The sequence below is a fragment of the Streptomyces lienomycini genome, from assembly GCF_027947595.1.
Taxonomy (GTDB): Bacteria; Actinomycetota; Actinomycetes; order Streptomycetales; family Streptomycetaceae; genus Streptomyces; species Streptomyces lienomycini.
Genome location: NZ_CP116257.1, coordinates 5,469,467 through 5,487,507 on the forward strand (window position 1 = coordinate 5,469,467; position 18,041 = coordinate 5,487,507).

At 70.2% G+C, this 18,041-nt stretch carries 15 protein-coding genes and 1 pseudogene; 4 read left to right on the top strand and 12 right to left on the bottom strand.

Annotated elements, in window-relative coordinates; genetic code table 11:
• A complete protein-coding gene (locus tag BJ961_RS24920) occupies positions 1 to 1,260 on the bottom strand; it encodes an MFS transporter (protein WP_271415021.1) in 1,260 nt (419 codons plus the stop codon).
• 113 nt (positions 1,261 to 1,373) lie between these two features.
• Here BJ961_RS24920 and BJ961_RS24925 point away from each other — a divergent pair, with 113 nt between their 5' ends.
• Positions 1,374 to 2,384, top strand: coding sequence for a LacI family DNA-binding transcriptional regulator (locus BJ961_RS24925; RefSeq protein ID WP_271415022.1), 1,011 nt, complete (start codon positions 1,374 to 1,376; stop codon positions 2,382 to 2,384).
• A 17-nt stretch (positions 2,385 to 2,401) separates the two neighbouring features.
• Here the strand turns inward: BJ961_RS24925 and prcA are convergent, their stop codons facing one another.
• The 6 genes from prcA to arc all read right to left on the bottom strand — a co-directional run bounded on the left by prcA (position 2,402) and on the right by arc (position 8,592).
• Positions 2,402 to 3,196, bottom strand: a complete 795-nt coding sequence (gene prcA / locus BJ961_RS24930) for a proteasome subunit alpha (RefSeq protein ID WP_271415023.1) — start codon at positions 3,194 to 3,196, stop codon at positions 2,402 to 2,404.
• A gap of 61 nt (positions 3,197 to 3,257) precedes the next feature.
• Positions 3,258 to 4,103: a proteasome subunit beta gene (prcB, locus tag BJ961_RS24935; RefSeq protein ID WP_271415024.1), complete on the bottom strand. Its 846-nt coding sequence runs from the start codon at positions 4,101 to 4,103 to the stop codon at positions 3,258 to 3,260.
• A complete protein-coding gene (locus BJ961_RS24940; RefSeq protein ID WP_271415025.1) occupies positions 4,055 to 4,567 on the bottom strand; it encodes an endonuclease VII domain-containing protein in 513 nt (170 codons plus the stop codon). Before BJ961_RS24940 ends, prcB begins: the two co-directional genes overlap by 49 nt.
• 117 nt (positions 4,568 to 4,684) lie before the next feature.
• Positions 4,685 to 4,903 (bottom strand): ubiquitin-like protein Pup, encoded by a 219-nt coding sequence (locus BJ961_RS24945; protein ID WP_043374843.1) that lies wholly within the window; start codon positions 4,901 to 4,903, stop codon positions 4,685 to 4,687.
• A 178-nt stretch (positions 4,904 to 5,081) separates the two neighbouring features.
• A complete protein-coding gene (gene dop / locus BJ961_RS24950; RefSeq protein WP_344503567.1) occupies positions 5,082 to 6,593 on the bottom strand; it encodes a depupylase/deamidase Dop in 1,512 nt (503 codons plus the stop codon).
• A 232-nt stretch (positions 6,594 to 6,825) separates the two neighbouring features.
• Complete coding sequence (arc, locus tag BJ961_RS24955; protein ID WP_271415026.1) at positions 6,826 to 8,592, bottom strand: proteasome ATPase; 1,767 nt, start codon at positions 8,590 to 8,592, stop codon at positions 6,826 to 6,828.
• A gap of 244 nt (positions 8,593 to 8,836) precedes the next feature.
• Here arc and BJ961_RS24960 point away from each other — a divergent pair, with 244 nt between their 5' ends.
• A complete protein-coding gene (locus BJ961_RS24960) occupies positions 8,837 to 9,142 on the top strand; it encodes a ferredoxin (RefSeq protein WP_271415027.1) in 306 nt (101 codons plus the stop codon).
• Between the two features lie 47 nt (positions 9,143 to 9,189).
• Here the strand turns inward: BJ961_RS24960 and BJ961_RS24965 are convergent, their stop codons facing one another.
• From BJ961_RS24965 to BJ961_RS24975, 3 genes and pseudogenes are all read right to left on the bottom strand, one after another.
• Positions 9,190 to 9,768 carry a hypothetical protein gene (locus BJ961_RS24965; protein ID WP_271415028.1) on the bottom strand — a complete coding sequence of 193 codons (579 nt, stop codon included), beginning with the start codon at positions 9,766 to 9,768 and terminating at the stop codon, positions 9,190 to 9,192.
• A gap of 227 nt (positions 9,769 to 9,995) precedes the next feature.
• Complete coding sequence (locus BJ961_RS24970; protein WP_271415029.1) at positions 9,996 to 10,898, bottom strand: tRNA (adenine-N1)-methyltransferase; 903 nt, start codon at positions 10,896 to 10,898, stop codon at positions 9,996 to 9,998.
• A 58-nt stretch (positions 10,899 to 10,956) separates the two neighbouring features.
• Positions 10,957 to 12,575: pseudogene (locus BJ961_RS24975) on the bottom strand (site-2 protease family protein).
• A 749-nt stretch (positions 12,576 to 13,324) separates the two neighbouring features.
• Here BJ961_RS24975 and BJ961_RS24980 point away from each other — a divergent pair.
• Together BJ961_RS24980 and BJ961_RS24985 are read left to right on the top strand one after the other, a co-directional pair.
• Positions 13,325 to 14,326, top strand: coding sequence for a RecB family exonuclease (locus BJ961_RS24980; RefSeq protein WP_271415030.1), 1,002 nt, complete (start codon positions 13,325 to 13,327; stop codon positions 14,324 to 14,326).
• A gap of 199 nt (positions 14,327 to 14,525) precedes the next feature.
• Positions 14,526 to 15,197 (top strand): response regulator, encoded by a 672-nt coding sequence (locus BJ961_RS24985; RefSeq protein WP_271415031.1) that lies wholly within the window; start codon positions 14,526 to 14,528, stop codon positions 15,195 to 15,197.
• A gap of 84 nt (positions 15,198 to 15,281) precedes the next feature.
• On the opposite strand, the gene BJ961_RS24990 is transcribed toward BJ961_RS24985, so the two are convergent.
• Positions 15,282 to 16,883 carry an ABC transporter substrate-binding protein gene (locus BJ961_RS24990; RefSeq protein WP_271415032.1) on the bottom strand — a complete coding sequence of 534 codons (1,602 nt, stop codon included), beginning with the start codon at positions 16,881 to 16,883 and terminating at the stop codon, positions 15,282 to 15,284.
• A gap of 444 nt (positions 16,884 to 17,327) precedes the next feature.
• On the bottom strand, positions 17,328 to 18,029 hold the full coding sequence (locus tag BJ961_RS24995) for an HAD family hydrolase (protein ID WP_271415033.1): 702 nt from the start codon (positions 18,027 to 18,029) through the stop codon (positions 17,328 to 17,330).
• Between the last annotated feature and the right edge of the window lie 12 nt (positions 18,030 to 18,041).

Sequence of the window (18,041 nt, forward strand, 5' to 3'; positions counted from 1 at the left end):
TTACGCCTGATGACCCGAACTGAAACGGGGTTCGACGGCACGGTTTGGATCATTTTCCGATGAAGCCGCAACCACCGCTCCCCACGCGGGAGCTGCGAGGACCCGCCCCGTGCACGCCAGCACGAGCAGGGAGACGCACCCCGCCGCCCCGGGCAGGGCGAAGCCCCACAAGGCCCCGCCGTGCTCCACCACGGGCCCCGCGAGCCCGGTCCCCACCGACGCCCCCACGGTGAAGGTCGTCACCAGCCACGAGAACGCCTCCGTCACCGTGCCACGCGGCGCGTGCACGTCGACGAGGACGAACGCGCAGGCGATGCACGGCGCCAGGAAGACACCCGCCAGGACCGTGAGCAGCACCATGGCCACCGCCCCCGGCATCAGCATCAGCGGCAGGTAACAGACCGCCAGCAGCGCCACCAGCATCCGCAGTCGCCGCGCCGGCTCCCCGGCCCACCGACGCGACCCGTAGACGGCTCCCCCGACCAGCGCGCCCAGCCCCAGCGCCGCCATCAGCCACCCGTAGACGGCGTCACCCCCGTGCTCGTCCGCGTAGGGCACGGACGCGACGGTGATGGATCCGAGCGCCATCCCCACGAACAGGAAGGCACCCAGCAACGCCAGCAGCCCGCCCGAACGCAGCGCGCCGAGCCAGTGCGCCTCGCGCGACGCCGACCGCCACGCGCGCGAGGGCGGCGACACGACGACGGACAGCGCGCCCAGCACCCCCAGCCCGTTCAGCACCAGCAGCGCCACCAGCGGCGACCAGAGCGACACGCACACCGTCACGAGCAGCGGCCCGACGGTGAACATGACCTCCTGCGCCACGGCGTCCATCGCGTACGCCGTGTGCACCTGGTCCTCCTTGCCCAGCACACTCGGCCACAGCGCCCGCAGACCGCCCTCCAGCGGCGGCGTGAACAGCCCGGCCGCGCCCACGGCCGCGTACGCGAGCCAGGACGTCCCGGTGCCCGCGAAGGCGAACACGCTCATCGCGACCGCCGACAGCACGGCCGCCGGCAACTGAACCCGCGGCTGCCCGTGCAGATCCACCAGTCGCCCCAGCACGGGCTGGCCCACCGCGTTCGCGACGCCGTACACGGCGGCCAGCGCCCCCGCGAGACTGTACGAACCGCCCTCGGCCCGCACGAACAGCACGATCGCGATCGCGGCGGTCGCGTTGGGCAGCCGCCCGACCAGCGTGCCGGCCAGCAGCCGCACGGCGTGCCGCGCCCGGAGGATGTCCAGATATCCGGCGACCACGCGGCGCCCCCTTGTCCTCACTCCAGCGAGTGCTGGAAGTGTTACGTATAACTACCTCCGCCATACGTACCATGTCGCCAGTTCACGAGTCCAGACGAAAGCGCAGGCGAACGGTGGCACGAGGCAGTACCCGCCCCACGAGCAGGGACGTCGCCCAGGCCGCCGGCGTCTCCCAGGCAGCCGTCTCCCTGGTACTCGGCGACAAGTGGCGCGGCCGGGTCTCCGAGCCGACCGCCCAACGGGTCCGCGACGCCGCACACGAACTGGGCTACCGCCCCAACCTCGCCGCGCGCAACCTCCGCCTCGGCCGCACCCGCACCGTCCTGCTCGTCGTTCCCGCGCTGACCACGGAGTTCTTCGCCGAGGTGTACACGGGCGCCGCACGCGTCGCCGCCGAGCACGGCTTCGGAGTGGTCCTCTACCCCTCACCCGAGGGCGTGGGCCCGGCCCGCGACCCCTTCGCCTCCGCACAGGCCGCACTGGACGGCGTCATCGCCTCCTCCATGGCCGCCGACGCGCTCACCGCCATCCGCGGCGACCAGCTCCCCCTGGTCATGCTCGACAGCGACCCGGAGGGCAGCCTCGGCGCGGCCACGGTCAACCTCGACATCGCCGACGGCATCCGCCAGGTCACCGAGCACCTGCTCGCCCTGGGCCACCGCCGCTTCCTCCACCTCGCGGCCGACATCCCCTCCTGGACCTTCGAGGTACGCGCCCGCGAACTGGCCTCGCGACTCGACGCCGCCCCGGGCACCGAACTGCGCACCGTCCGGGCGCCCATCTCCATCGAGGGCGCCCGCACCGCCACGGAGGCCGCCCTCGCCGCGCCCGGACCCCGGCCCACGGCTCTGGTCTGCGACGACGACAAACTGGCGGCCGGTGCCTACAAGGCGGTCCGGCGTGCCGGACTGCGTGTCCCCGACGACCTGTCCGTCACCGGCCTGGACGACCTCGGCCTCGCCACGGCCATCGACCCCGAACTCACCACCGTCCGCCTCGACGCGGAGGCCTTCGGCGAACGGGGCATGCGCGCACTGCTGGCGGTACTGGAAGGCAGGCCCCCCGAGAAGGGGGACCTGCCGGTGAGCCTGGTGGTACGGGGGTCCACCGCGGCGCCGCGATGACCCGATGAGGTGAGCGCCTACTCCTCGTCCGCCCCGGAGTCGGTCTCGGCGTCGGTGTCAGTGTCGGTGTCGGTCGCACTCTCCTCCGACGCTCCACCCGCACCCGTACCCGCGCCCGAATCCAGCAGCCGCGACAGCTGACCGCCCACGATGCGCTTGAACTTGCGCTGCTGCGGACGCGTCCGGTCCAGCACCGCGACCTCCAGCCGCTCCGCCGGAATCTCCCGCTCACTGCCGTTGGTGTCACGGGACAGCGCCTGCACCGCCAGCTTCAGCGCCTCGGCCAGCGTCATGCCGTCCCGGTGCCGCTGATCCAGGTACCCGCTGATCTGCTCCGCGTTGCCCCCGACCGCCACCGAGCCGTGCTCGTCGACGATCGAACCGTCGTGCGGCAGCCGGTAGATCTGGTCATGGTCGGGACTGTCACCGACCTCCGCGACGACCAGCTCCACCTCGTACGGCTTCTCGGCCTGGCTGGAGAAGATCGTGCCCAGCGTCTGGGCGTACACGTTCGCCAGACCGCGCGCCGTCACGTCGTCACGGTCATAGGTGTAACCCCGCAGATCGGCGTAGCGCACCCCGCCGATCCGCAGGTTCTCGTACTCGTTGTACTTGCCGGCGGCCGCGAAACCGATCCGGTCGTAGATCTCGCTGAACTTGTGCAGCGCACGGGACGGATTCTCGCCGACGAACACGATGCCGTCGGCATACTGCAGCACGACCAGGCTGCGACCACGGGCAATGCCCTTGCGGGCGTACTCCGCCCGGTCGGCCATCGCCTGCTGAGGAGATACATAGAACGGCGTCGACACCGGTTATCCGTCCCTTTCTGTCGAAATCACTGGACCACCTGACAACGAAGACCCGCGCCCGCTACAGCAGCGCGGCCCGCGGACCGTCGGGCTGCTCGAGCCGGGCCTGCAGCACCGAGCCGGCCAGCTCCGCGGCCTCGTCCTCACTGAGCCGGCGGAAACCGTCCTCGGTGATCACAGTGATGATCGGGTAGATCCGGCGGGCGACATCGGGACCACCGGTCGCCGAGTCGTCGTCGGCCGCGTCGTACAGCGCCTGCACCACCAGCGTCGTGGCCTGCTCCTCGGTCAGGTCGTCTCGGAACAGCTTCTTCATCGCCCCGCGCGCGAAGACCGAGCCCGACCCCGTGGTCGCGTAGTTCCGCTCCTCGGAACGCCCGCCCGTCACGTCGTACGAGAAGATGCGGCCCCTGCCCCGGTCCACGTCGTAACCGGCGAACAGCGGCACCACGGCCAGCCCCTGCATCGCCATGCCCAGATTGGACCGGATCATCGTCGACAGGCGGTTCGCCTTGCCCTCCAGGGACAGCTGCGCGCCCTCGACCTTCTCGAAGTGCTCCAGCTCCAGCTGGAACAGCTTCACCATCTCCACGGCCAGGCCCGCAGTGCCGGCGATGCCCACCGCCGAGTACTCGTCGGCCGGGAAGACCTTCTCGATGTCCCGCTGGGCGATCATGTTGCCCATCGTGGCCCGCCGGTCACCGGCGAGCACGACTCCCCCGGGGAACGTGACCGCCACGATCGTGGTGCCGTGCGGTGCCTCGATGACGCCCTGCACCGGCGGGAGCTGCCGGTTACCCGGGAGCATCTCCGGCTGGTGCTCCCCGAGAAAGTCCATGAAAGAAGAGGACCCGGGCGTCAGGAAGGCAGCTGGTAGACGCCCGGTGCTACGAGTGTTGGCTTCCACGAAGTTCCCTCCAGGTAGGCGGCAGCCCGACGAACAGCGTCGGGATCGTCTCCCAACTTGCCGATGGCCGAATTGCAGTTGAAGCACAGTACGCCACGGACCTTACCCGTCTTGTGACAGTGATCCACGTGTACGGCCGGAGCCTTCAAACAAATCACGCAGAGCCCCATCTGAGAGGCGACCATCGCGTCCCGCTCGGCTTCGGTGAGGCCGTAGTGACGCTTTAGGTGTCGGGCCCGCCCTTCGATTGCCCGGCACGCCTTGCAGGCTGTGGACAGGCCGTCGGAAGCCGTCCTGTTCCGGTCCCACTCGGAGTGCGGCTTGATCTCCTCGCAGCGCTGGCAGTATTTGTGCCCTTCGGGTGCTGCCACCCTCGGGCGCGGCTTCCTGCCACGGGCATCCTGACGCTGCCGGTAGTACGCCGCAGAGCACTCCCGGCAGTAGGCCTGCAGGCGGTCTTTCATCGCCTGGTTACTCGCGAAGGCCGCTCGCGGTTTGGACTGCCTACACCGCGAGCAGCGTTTCGCGTCTTCGTCGACCAATCCCAACTCCCCCGCCGCAACCTTCGAATCAAAGGTAGATTACTCTCCACCCTTCTGAACAAAGGAGCGCACGAAGTCCTCGGCATTCTCTTCCAAGACATCGTCGATCTCGTCCAGGACGGAGTCCACGTCGTCGTTCAGCTTTTCCTGGCGTTCCTTGAGGTCCTCGGAGGCCTGCGCGTCCTGCGCCTGCTCCTCGACCTCCTCGGTGGACCGCGTGGCCTTCTGCTGCCCGCCGCCGGTGTCCTTGGTCGCCATCACCCTCACCCCGCTCGGTTCGCCCGACACAGTTGCTCGGTCAAGATCAGACCCTACAAGTCCGGTCCGACATCGGCCCCGCACTTCCTCCAACGTACGGGGACCATCTCCATGGTTCCCGGACCTGGGATATTCCACCCTGTCCGGCTGTCTACTCCCCGGTGCCCGCTCGGACCGCTCACCCGCCGGACAGGACCCTGACCAGGTCGTCCGCGGTGCGGCAGCGGTCCAGGAGCTCCTTGACGTGATTACGCGTTCCGCGAAGCGGTTCCAGGGTTGGGACCCGCTGGAGCGAGTCCCTCCCCGGCAGATCGAAGATCACGGAGTCCCAGGAGGCCGCCGCTACGTCGTCCGCGTACTGCTCCAGGCAGCGTCCGCGGAAGTAGGCGCGGGTGTCCTCCGGTGGCTTCGTACGGGCCCGCTCGACCTCGCCCTCGTCCAGCAGGCGCTTGATGCGCCCGCGGTCCACCAGACGGTTGTACAGGCCCTTGTCGCGCCGTACGTCGGCGTACTGGAGGTCGACGAGGTGCAGCCGGGCGGCGTCCCAGTCGACGTTGTCGCGGCGGCGGTAGCCCTCCATGAGTTCCCGCTTGGCGACCCAGTCCAGCTCGCCGGCGAGGCTCATCGGATCGTTCTCGAGCCGGTTGAGGGTGTCCTCCCAGCGGCCGAGGACGTCCTTGGTCTGGTCGTCGGCGTCCGCGCCGTACCGTTCCTCGACGTACTTGCGGGCCAGCTCGTAGTACTCCATCTGGAGCTGTACGGCGGTCAGGGTGCGGCCGCTGCGCAGGGTGACGAGGTGCTTGAGCGTCGGGTCGTGCGAGACCTGGTGCAGGGTGCGCACCGGCTGGTCGACGGCCAGGTCGACGGCGATGAAGCCGTCTTCGATCATGGACAGGACCAGGGCCGTCGTCCCGAGCTTCAGGTACGTGGAGATCTCCGACAGGTTCGCGTCGCCGATGATGACGTGCAGGCGGCGCCATTTCTCCGCGTCGGCGTGCGGTTCGTCGCGGGTGTTGATGATGGGCCGCTTGAGTGTCGTCTCCAGGCCGACCTCGACCTCGAAGTAGTCGGCGCGCTGGCTGAGCTGGAAGCCGTGCTCGTGGCCGTCCTGGCCGATGCCGACGCGGCCGGCGCCGGTGAAGACCTGGCGGGAGACGAAGAAGGGCGTCAGGTGGCGCACGATGTCGGAGAAGGCGGTCTCCCGCTTCATCAGGTAGTTCTCGTGCGTGCCGTAGGAGGCGCCCTTGTTGTCGGTGTTGTTCTTGTAGAGGTGGATCGGCTGGGCGCCGGGGAGCTGGGCGGCCCGTTCGGCGGCCTCGGCCATGATGCGTTCGCCGGCCTTGTCCCACAGGACGGCGTCGCGCGGGTTGGTGACCTCGGGAGCGCTGTACTCGGGGTGGGCGTGGTCGACGTAGAGCCGTGCTCCGTTGGTGAGGATCACGTTGGCGAGGCCGATGTCCTCGTCGGTGAGCTGGCTGTTGTCGGCGGCCTCGCGGGCGAGGTCGAAGCCCCGCGCGTCCCGGAGCGGGTTCTCCTCCTCGAAGTCCCAGCGGGCCCGCCGGGCCCGGTGCATCGCCGCCGCGTAGGCGTTGACGATCTGGGACGAGGTGAGCATGGCATTGGCGTTGGGGTGGCCGGGGACGGAGATTCCGTACTCCGTTTCGATGCCCATTACTCGCCGTACGGTCATGCGGCCCTCCTTGCCCGGCGGCGCCCGTAGTGGGCGCCGCTCAAGTACCGCTGGCGCTCCGATGCGTGTGCGGTGCCCGTCCCCGCACTGCGCGACTCGGCGGTATGGAAGAGCCTAGAACGCCTTTGCGCTGGCGGGGAGATCATTTGCGTCATTGCCTTGCTCCAGCCGGGGCTCCGGAAAACAGTCGGCTGCGGGTACCCGGTGTGGGCACCCGCAGCCGCCCCGCGTTTTACAGGTACTGACCGGTGTTCGCCACCGTGTCGATGGAGCGTCCGGTGTCCGCGCCCTGCTTTCCGGTGACGAGCGTACGGATGTACACGATCCGTTCGCCCTTCTTTCCGGAGATGCGGGCCCAGTCGTCCGGGTTGGTGGTGTTGGGCAGGTCCTCGTTCTCCTTGAACTCGTCCACGCAGGCCTGGAGGAGGTGGGAGACGCGGAGGCCCTTCTGGTTCTTGTCCAGGAAGTCCTTGATCGCCATTTTCTTGGCGCGGCCCACGATGTTCTCGATCATGGCGCCGGAATTGAAGTCCTTGAAGTAGAGGACTTCCTTGTCGCCGTTGGCGTAGGTGACTTCCAGGAAGCGGTTCTCCTCGGATTCGGCGTACATCCGTTCCACCGCCGTCTGGATCATGCTGGAGACGGTGACCGCCTTGTCCTTCTCGTGCTCCGCGAGGTCGTCGGAGTGGAGGGGGAGGCGTTCGGTGAGGTACTTGCCGAAGATGTCCTTGGCCGCCTCGGCGTCCGGACGCTCGATCTTGATCTTCACGTCGAGCCGGCCGGGCCGCAGGATGGCGGGGTCGATCATGTCCTCGCGGTTGGAGGCGCCGATCACGACCACGTTCTGCAGTCCTTCGACGCCGTCGATCTCGGCGAGCAGCTGCGGGACGATGGTGTTCTCCACGTCCGAGCTGACGCCGGAGCCGCGGGTGCGGAAGAGGGATTCCATCTCGTCGAAGAAGACGATGACGGGGGTGCCCTCGCTGGCCTTCTCGCGGGCACGCTGGAAGACCAGGCGGATCTGCCGCTCGGTCTCGCCGACGTACTTGTTGAGCAGCTCGGGGCCCTTGATGTTGAGGAAGAAGCTCTTGCCGGCGGCCTGTCCGGTCACTTCGGCGACCTTCTTGGCCAGCGAGTTGGCGACCGCCTTGGCGATGAGCGTCTTGCCGCATCCGGGGGGCCCGTAGAGCAGGACGCCCTTGGGCGGGCGGAGCTCGTGTTCCCGGAACAGGTCGGGATAGAGATAGGGGAGCTCGACCGCGTCGCGGATGGCCTCGATCTGTCCGCCGAGGCCGCCGATCTGCTCGTAGCCGATGTCGGGGACTTCTTCGAGGACGAGTTCTTCGACCTCGCTCTTGGGGACGACCTCGTAGACGTAGCCGGAGCGGGGTTCGAGCAGGAGGGCGTCGCCGGGGCGGATGGTGAGGCCGCGCAGGGGCTCGGCGAGGCGTACCACCCTCTCCTCGTCGGTGTGCCCGAGCACCAGGGCGCGCTCGCCGTCCTCGAGGATCTCCTTGAGGGTGACGATGTCGCCGACGCTCTCGTACTCCATGGCCTCGACCACGTTGAGTGCTTCGTTGAGCATCACTTCCTGGCCGCGTCGGAGCTCGTCGAGCTCGACGCTCGGGCTGACGTTCACCCGGAGTTTGCGGCCACCGGTGAAGATGTCGGCGGTGCCGTCCTCGTTGGCCTGCAGGAAGACGCCGAAGCCGGCCGGTGGCTGGGCCAGCCGGTCGACCTCTTCCTTGAGGGCCACGATCTGGTCGCGGGCCTCGCGGAGTGTGCCGGCGAGTCGTTCGTTCTGGGCGGACACGCCGGCCAGGTTGGTCTGCAGTTCGACGATCCGCTCTTCGAGAATTCTCGTGTGTCGCGGAGATTCGGCGAGCTTGCGTCGCAGGACGGCGATCTCCTGCTCAAGGTAGGCCACCTGCCCGGCCGGGTCCTCGGACCCGCGTCCCGGGCGGATGCCGCGGTTCATGTCGTCGTCGTGGGCTGCCACGGTCCTCACCTCCTCCAAGGGGAGCTGGACGCTTCCAGACCCTACCTGGGTGGGTGTCGATTGAAACCCCTAGATCACAAAGACTGTCGGGGTGTGTCCGATCTTCACCCTTGCGCTCTCCCTCACGCCAGGGGAATACCCACCGGAAGTGATGGGAACCCAGGCGGGGGTAGGGTCGAACTGTTCAACACCCGTCAGAGCTGGCCGGATTCCCGAAGGCGCGGCGCTGGGAACGGCAGGAGAGATGAGCGTGCAGCAGGAGGCCGGAGTCGACGGTGAGGCTCTGGAGGTCTGGATCGATCAGGACCTGTGTACCGGCGACGGCATCTGCGCCCAGTACGCGCCCGAGGTGTTCGAGCTGGACATCGACGGTCTGGCCTACGTCAAGGGCGCGGACGACGAGCTTCTGCAGGCCAGGGGTGCGACAACACCCGTGCCGCTGACGCTACTCACGGATGTGGTCGACTCCGCGAAGGAGTGTCCGGGCGAGTGCATCCATGTGCGTCGCGTTTCGGACAGGGCCGAGATGTACGGCCCGGACTCAGAGTGACCAAAATGTGACCTCGCGCGTACGTTGCGTGACCGTTGTTGGTCGCGTCACACGGTGCGTGCCTGCGACGGCGTGTCGCTGACGAACGCGCCGTTCTTCCACTGCCACTTCGGATGGTCGGTGACGTCGGGACAGCAACTGGGCACGTCGGTCGACGAGTAGCCGAGGACTGTGGCGCGTACGGCGCCGTCCCGCACCGACAGCTCGGTGACGGTGCGGCGGTCCTTGGGGTCCACCAGGGTGGCCACGACCCGGGGCTCGCCGCCTTCGGTGTCCCGGGTGACGACGTACAGCCCGTCGGGCGGGGTGCCCATGGGCGCGTCGCAGTGCACGGAGGCCACTGTCTCGGGGTGTCCGTCGCCGTCGAGGTCGCCGGAGGCCTTCTTCACCACCAGGGCCTTGACCGGGCCGCAGTCCAGGGGGAAGGGCACGGCCGCCGGGTCGGGCGGCACGAGGTGCGCGGGCGCGCTCTTCGGCCCGGGGGCGGCGGTCTGGGCGGCCGTCGCGGGGTCGGGCTGGAGGACCGAGGACAGGGCGACCACCCCGGCGACGGCCGTGGCGGTGGCGACCCAGTGGATCGGGCGCGTGTGCGTGTGCGAGAGGTCCGGAACGGCGGAGTGCTGCACGAGGAGTGTCTCCTGTGAGGGCTGTACCGGTGGGGGTGGCCAGCATCGTGCCACACGTCACAGGGCGGGGGAACGGCGGGGTGGGTACTCGTGCGGATCGCCGTGCCGCGGTCCTCCTCGTCCGGCGTCGTGGGTGTCCGTCAACGCGACGACGCCGTGGTGGAGTTCCGGGACGCTGCCGGAACTCCACCACGGCGTCTGTACGTTGTGCGCGGCGCGGGACGGTGTCAGCGGCCGGAGCCTCCGCCGGCGTTGGGGCCGTCGTAGTCCTCGCCGTAGGCGCCCTTGGCGGGGCGGCGGCGGCGCATGGGCGGCTCGACGCCGTCGGCGAGGCGGCGGGCGGTGAGCAGGAAGCCGGTGTGGCCGATCATCCGGTGGTCCGGGCGGACGGCGAGGCCCTCGACGTGCCAGTTGCGGATCATCGTCTCCCAGGAGGTCGGCTCGTTGAAGCAGCCGATCTCGCGGATGGACTCGACGGTCCGGGCGAGCTGGGTCGTGGTCGCGACGTAGCAGCACAGGATGCCGCCGGGCACGAGTGCCTTCTTGACGACGTCCAGGCATTCCCAGGGGGCGAGCATGTCGAGGATGACGCGGTCGACGTCGGTGTCGGACAGGTTGTCCTGGAGGTCGCCCACGGTGAGCTGCCAGGCGGGGTGCGGGCCGCCGAAGTAGCGCTGCACGTTCTGCTGGGCGATCTCGGCGAAGTCCTCGCGGCGCTCGTAGGAGTGCAGCATGCCGTGGTCGCCGATGGCGCGCAGCAGGAAGCTGCTGAGGGAGCCGGAGCCGACGCCGGCCTCGACGACGCGCGCGCCGGGGAAGATGTCGGCGAAGGCGAGGATCTGCCCCGCGTCCTTCGGGTAGACGACGGCTGCCCCGCGGGGCATGGACAGGACGTAGTCGGGGAGCAGGGGGCGCAGCGCGAGGTAGGCGACGTTCCCGGTGGTGCGGACAACGCTGCCCTCGGGAGCACCGATCAGTTCGTCGTGGGGGAAGGAACCCTTGTGGGTGTGGAAGTTCTTCCCGGCCTCGAGCGTGAACGTGTAGTGGCGGCCCTTGGGGTCGGTCAGCTGAACCTGGTCCCCGACCTTGAAGGGCCCGCGCCTGCGGGCGGCACCGGTCGGTTCGGACATGTGACCAGCCTACCGGTCCCGGGCGGGGCCGCCGACCACGCCGGGGGCCGACCGGTGGTCAGGAGGGGCGGGCCATGGCCTTGACGAAGGCGCGTTCCACGTCGGCGGCGGACAGGACGCCGTAGATCTCGCCGGTGTCCTCGACGACCAGGTACTCGGTGGCCGGGTTGGCGCGCAGGGCGTCCAGGAGTTCCTCGCCGGACAGTTCGGCGGAGACGCGCATGCCGTCGGTGAGGTCCTGGGCGAGGGTGCTGACGGGCACCCAGGGGCGGCGGTGCTCGGGTACGCCGACGATGGCGGCCTCGCGGACCAGGGAGGCGGGCCTGCCGTCCGCGTCGACGACGACCAGGGCGCGGGCTCCGGAGGCGTTGGCGCGGCGCAGGGCCTCGGAGAGCGGGGTGTCGGGGGGAACGGGGACGGCCCGGCGGGTGAGGGCGCGGGCGCGCAGTTCGGGGAGGTGTTCGCGCAGACGGGCCATGCGGAGGCTGTTTCCGGCGCCGGTCCAGATGATCGCGGCGAGGATCGCGGCGAGCAGGGCGTCCATGACGGTGTCCATGCCGACGTCGTCGGCGGCCTTGCCGCCGAGGGACTGGGTGGCCAGTGGCAGGCCGATCAGTACGGCGATGGCGAGGGCGCGGCCGACCCAGGCGGCGGCGACCGTTCCGCTCATGGGCTTGCCGGTGAGCTTCCAGACGACGGCGCGGAGCATGCGGCCGCCGTCGAGGGGGAGGCCGGGCAGCAGGTTGAAGGCGGCCACGATGAGGTTGGAGGCCATCAGGCCGGCCAGGAGGACGCCGGGGACGCTGTCGGGTTCGACGGGCAGCAGGGCGGCGTAGAAGACACCGGCGAGGACGAGGGAGAGCAGGGGGCCGACGAAGGCCAGCACGAATTCCCGGCCGGGGGTTTCGGCCTCCTTCTCGATCTCGGAGACGCCGCCGAAGAACTGGAGCTGGATGCGGCGGACGGGGAGTTCGAAGCGGAGGGCGGCGACGGTGTGGGCGAGTTCGTGGACGAGGACGGAGGCGTAGAAGGCGATGGCGAAGAAGAGGGAGACGAGGTAGCGGGCGGCGCCCAGCTCGGGCAGGATCCGATCCAGCTGGCCGCCGAACACCCAGGTGATCAGGGCGGCGACCAGGAACCAGCTGGGGGCGACGTACACGGGTACGCCGAAGGGCCGGCCCATCAGCAGTCCGCCGCCGGGCTCCGGCCGTCGCTGCGGCGGCCGTCCCGGCCCGCCCGCTCCGTCGGTGTGGGCCTCGGTGCGGTGGTGCGGGGTGCCGGTGTCGTGGGCGGCGTGCCGGGGGCCCGCGGTCGGGTCGGAGGGGCGGTCACCGTCCGAGGGCGGCTTCGACCAGGCACTCGTGTCGCGGTCGCCGCCGGGGGCCGCCCCGGCGAGCGGTGGGCGGGTCCGTCCGCCCCGGTGGCCGGTCGCTGCGGGGGCCGCTCCGCCGCGCCGTGCCCGGGTGTGTCGCCGGCCGGGGGTGTCCCGGGGGCTGGGTTCTGGGGGTCCGGGTTGCCGCCCGGGTTCGCACCCGGACCGTCCCCGGTGCGCGCCTCCGGGCGCGGGGTCGCGTCCTCGGGGGTGCTCCGGGCGGGCTCGGAGCGTCCGGCGGAGGCTTCGCCCCCGCCACGTCCGACGGAGGCTTCGCCGGGGTTCTCCCCCGGCCCCCCGGGCACCGCCGCACCGGCATCCGACGCCTCGGCTCCGCCCGTCGGGGAATCCGCCCCCTGAGGGCCCGCCGTCCGGGACCCCGGGGTGCGAAGACCCTCTGCCGCGGCGTCGGACGACGAGGAGCCCTGCGCCGGACGAGCCGACGCCTCGGAACCCGGCGCACGAGAGCCTGGCGTCTCGGGGCCCGGCGACGAGGCGCGCGGCGCCTCACGACCCGACGCCTCGGGATCCGCCGTCCCCGGGCCCCGGGTCCCGGGCCCCGACGTGTCAGGGCCCGACGTACGAGGGACCGACGTACGAGGGCTGGGCGCCTCGGAACCGCGCGTCTCGGAACCCCCCGCCTCGGAACCCGCCCCCTGAGCCCCCGCGGCCCGGGGGCCCGCCGATTCGGGGCCGGGAGTCCGTGTGCTGAGAGGCGGCTCCTCGGAGTCCCGTGGGGCGGGACCGGTCGTCTCGGGATCCGTGGGGGGCTCGGGGTCCGGCTGTGGGGTGTCGGCGGCCGGGGCCTGAGGGTGTGCCTGGGGCTCGGCCGACTCGTCGTTGCCGGACCGCGGCTGCCCGCTCCCGCCGCTCACGTCCACGGTGTCCCCTCGTTCGAAGCGTCTCCCGCCTGCCGGACGGGAGGGTCTCCTGTCGATGGTATGCGTCCCACCCGGCCCCTTCCGCCCCGGCACCCCTGTGGTCCCCTTCCGTCACGGGAGCGGAGGGCGGCGGGCCGGGGCGTTGTCGGTGGCGGGCCGTAAGGTCTGTGGGCATGGAGACGAGTACCGAGGATGCCGCGGAGGAGACCCGCGGACCCGCCCGACCGGCGGCGACCGTGACGGACCACGCGGACGCGGCGGCGGAGACCACGGCGGTGGCGGCGGACACGACGGCCACGGCCGCCTCGCCCGCGCCCGTGGCGATACGACCGCCCACCTCGCTCTCGCCCTCCCGCGCCGGTGACTTCATGCAGTGCCCGCTGCTGTACCGGTTCCGGGTCATCGACCGGCTGCCGGAGAAGCCCAGCGAGGCGGCGACCAGGGGGACCCTGGTGCACGCGGTGCTGGAGCGGCTCTTCGACGCCCCGGCGGCCGAGCGCACCGCACCGCGGGCCAAGGCGCTGGTCCCGGGCCAGTGGGACCGGCTGCGGGAGAGCAGGCCCGAGGTCGAGGAGCTGTTCGCGGACGACCCGGAGGGCGAGCGGCTGGCGCGGTGGCTCACCGAGGCGGAGCGGCTCGTCGAGCGCTGGTTCACCCTGGAGGACCCGAGCCGGCTGGAGCCCGCCGAGCGGGAGATGTTCGTCGAGGCCGAGCTGGACTCCGGGCTGCGGCTGCGCGGCATCATCGACCGGGTCGACGTCGCGCCCACCGGTGAGGTGCGGATCGTCGACTACAAGACGGGCAAGGCGCCCCGGCCGCAGTACGCCGAGGGCGCGCTGTTCCAGATGAAGTTCTACGCGTTGGTGGTGTGGCGGCTGAGGAAGGTCGTCCCGCGCCGGCTGCAGCTGGTCTATCTCGGCAGCGGCGACGTACTCACCTACGACCCGGTCGTGGCCGACCTGGAGCGGGTGGAGCGCAAGCTGCTGGCGCTGTGGGACGCGATCCGGCTGGCGACCGAGACCGGCGACTGGCGGCCCCGGCCCACCAAGTTGTGCGGCTGGTGCGACCACCAGGCGCACTGCCCGGAGTTCGGCGGCACTCCCCCGCCCTATCCGCTGCCGGTGAGGGCGGCCGACCCCGGCGGCGCCGAACAGGGCAGAATGGGGCCGGAGTAGGGCCTGTCCGGCGGCTCATGCCGCGGACGCGGGGTCCGGCACACCGTCCGCGGTGTTGTCCTCGGTCGCCAACGCTCCGCGTTGACGCCCTCTCCGCCTTGCGGCCGGACGCACCGGGCCCGCTCACCGGCGCCGACAAGGTGCCTCCGACCTGCCTGCGACCTGATCCGCCGGACAGGCCCTAGCGAAGGAGACTTACGTGGCCATCCGCGTCCTGCTCGTCGACGACCAGCCGCTGCTGCGCACGGGGTTCCGCATGATTCTGGAGGCCGAGCAGGACCTCGCGGTCGTCGGCGAGGCCGGTGACGGCCTCCAGGCCCTCGACCAGGTGCGGGCGTTGCAGCCCGACGTGGTGCTGATGGACATCCGCATGCCGCGGATGGACGGTGTGGAGGCGACCCGCCAGATCACCGGTCCCGAGCGGGACGGCCCGGCGAAGGTGCTGGTGCTGACCACCTTCGATCTCGACGAGTACGTGGTGGAGGCGCTGAAGGCGGGTGCCAGCGGCTTCCTGCTCAAGGACGCCCCGGCCAACGAGCTGGTGCAGGCGATCCGGGTGGTGGCCAGCGGCGAGGCGATGCTCGCGCCGAGCATCACCAGGCGGCTGCTGGACAAGTACGCCACTCATCTGCCCTCGGGCGAGGAGCCGGTGCCGGACACCCTGCACACGCTGACGGACCGGGAGGTGGAGGTGCTGAAGCTGGTGGCCCGGGGGCTGTCCAACGCGGAGATCGCCGCGGACCTCTTCGTGAGCGAGACAACCGTCAAGACACACGTCGGGCACGTGCTGACGAAGCTGGGTCTGCGGGACCGGGTGCAGGCGGCGGTGTACGCGTACGAGAGCGGCCTCGTTCGGCCCGGCGCGCAGTAGAGCGTTCGCCGCGGTCCTCGAACCCGAAGGGCGCCTTCTCCCAGCTGGGAGAAGGCGCCCTTCGGGTGTGGTGCGGTGCCGGCGTCAGCCGCTCACGCCCCGGCCCAGCTCCCAGAGCTGAAGTGACGAGGAGGCGTTGAGGACGTAGGCCGTGCCCGTGACGTCGTCGCGGGTGGCGACGTACTGCTTGCCCTGCCACAGCGGGAGCAGCGGCACCTCCTCGGCGGTGATGTCCTGGATCTCGGTGAGGACGTCCACCGCGGAGAGCCGGTCGGCCTCGCCGCGGGACTGCGGGATCAGGTTGTTGATGATGTTCTTGTTCGCGTACGGCATCTTGAGGGTGTTGTTCGTGTCGAGGAACGGCGCGATGAAGCTGTCGGCGTCGGGGAAGTCGGGGAACCAGCCCATGCCGAAGACGTCGTACTCGCGGTTGCGCTCCGCCGGTTGGAACTTCTCCCAGGGCGTGCCCTTGATGTCCACCTTGAACAGGCCGCTGTCGTTCAGCTGCTTCTGAAGCTGCTCGAACTCCTGCTTGGTCGCGGCGCCGTAGTGGTCGGTCGTGTAGTTCAGCGTCAGCTTGACCGGCGTGGTGATGTCCGCGTCCTCCAGCATGGCCTTCGCCTTGTCGACGCTCGCGTCGCCGTACTTGTTGAAGAACGAGTTGGAGTGGCCGGTGATGCCGGCCGGAACCATCGAGTACAGCGGCTGGGCCTGCGAGCCGTAGACCGCGGAGACCAGCTCGTTGCGGTTGATGAGCTGGGCCATCGCCTGGCGGACGGCCTTGTCCTTCACCGTCGACGCTTCCGTGTTGAAGGCCAGGTAGCGGATCTCGAGGCCGGAGACCTCGACCAGGTTGACGTCCCCGTCCGTGGCACGGGAGAGCTTCTGGACCTGTTCGGGCGTCATCGCGCGGGTCATCACGTCGATGTCGCCCTTGTCGATCGCGGCGCCCATGGTCTCCGCGTCGTCGAAGAAGACCATCTCCACCTTGTCGTTGTTCACCTTGAGGCTCCCCTTGTAGTTGGGGTTCTTGGTGAACACGGCCTTGGTCAGTATGTCGTCCTTGACCTCGGCCTTCATGGTGTACGGGCCGGAGCCGTCCAGTTCCCAGCCGTCGCGCAGCTTGTCCTTGGGGTAGTCGTCGGGGTTGACGATGCCCGCGACGGGGGTCGACAGCTTGAAGGGGAAGGTGGCGTCGGCCGTCTTGAGGTGGAAGATGACCTCGCGGTCGCCCTGCGTCTCGACGGTGTCCACGGTGCTGAGCAGCGAGGCGACCTCGGTGTCGGCCTTGATGGCCAGGGCACGCTCGATGGAGTACTTGACGTCCTCCGCGGTGATCGGGTCACCGTTGGCGAACTTCAGACCGTCCCGCAGGGTGCACGCGTACCGTTCGTTTCCGGTGTCCGTGAAGCCGCACTTCTCGGCGGCCTCGGGCACCGGCTCGCCGTCGCCGCGGGGCTGCACCATGAGGGTCTGCTGGGTCTGGCGCAGGACGTTCCAGAGGCCGACGTCGTAGGCGTATGCCGGGTCGAGCGGTGCGGGCGCCTCCTTCGAGACGCTGAACCGGTCCGTGGTGCCGACGACGATCGCGTCTCCGCCGCTGCCGCTGTCCGAGCCGCCGCAGGCGGCGAGCACCGGCGCGAGCACGCCGACGACGGCCGGCAGCACCAAAGTCTTGCGGTTCATGCTCGAGTTTCTCCAGAGCTGTTGGTCCGTGTATCCGGCATGCAGGGGTGTCGCGGCGGATCACGGGGGTAGTGGCCGATGTTCTCGCGACGAGATTAGTCCGCGTCCGCACGGGCTCTCGCAGCCACCGGAGTTGAGGGCTCATCACGGAGTGAAACCGGGTGTGGACACACCGAAAACCCGACAGTGGAAGGATTAGTGCAGGGTTTCACCAATCAGGACACAAGGACTCCCCGACAACGTTCGCCAGGCGGCGGGCAGCACACCCGTACCCCCCTGTCGACCCCTCGGGGCGTGGTGAACGTCACAGTTGGTCTCCGGTCGGGCGTCCTGGAAATCGACTGTTCGAGGTGGCGGAAAACGGCGTGTGGCAGCCCTTCGGTGCACTCTGCGCGGCCCTTCCCGGAATTGCCGTGGTAAGGCCGCCGCACGCTCGGTGAACGCCTAGCGCATTTGTGTCATCAGGCCGCGCAGAAATGTCAGGTCGACTTCTTCCAGAGAGGCGACCACCGTGCGCCGGGCGGCCGGGGTGATGGGGGCGACCGAGGGGACCGCCACGACGTGGCAGCCGGCCGACTCGGCGGCGGCGACGCCGGTCGCGGTGTCCTCGACGACGGCGCAGCGGGCCGGGTCCGCGCCGAGTCCGGCCGCGGCGGCCAGGTACGGGTCGGGGTGGGGCTTGGTGCGGGGCACCTCGTCGCCCGCGACGGTGAGGGCGAAGTTCTGGGGGCCCAGCGTCTTCAGCACGCGGTCGATGATGCGCCGGTGCGAGGCGGAGACCAGGGCCGTGGGGATCTCGTGCGCGGACAGCTCCGCGAGCAGCCGGGCGGCGCCGGGCATGAGCGGCAGGTCGCGGCCGATGCGCTGCTCGAAGCCGTCGTTGAGCAGGACGCTGAGTTCGGCGAGGGTGATGTCGGCGCCGGTGGCCTCGATCAGGAAGCCCGCGCTGCGGGTCATGGGGCCGCCGACCACCACGTGGCGCCAGGAGTCGTCGAGGGTGTGGCCGAGGGAGGCGAAGACCTCCGTCTCGACGTCCCACCAGAAGCCCTCGGTGTCCACCAGGGTGCCGTCCATGTCGAGCAGCACGGCCTGCAGGGCGGAGCCTTCGGCCGTACGGGTTCCGAGTGCGGGGACCGTACTGGTCATCCACGTACCTCC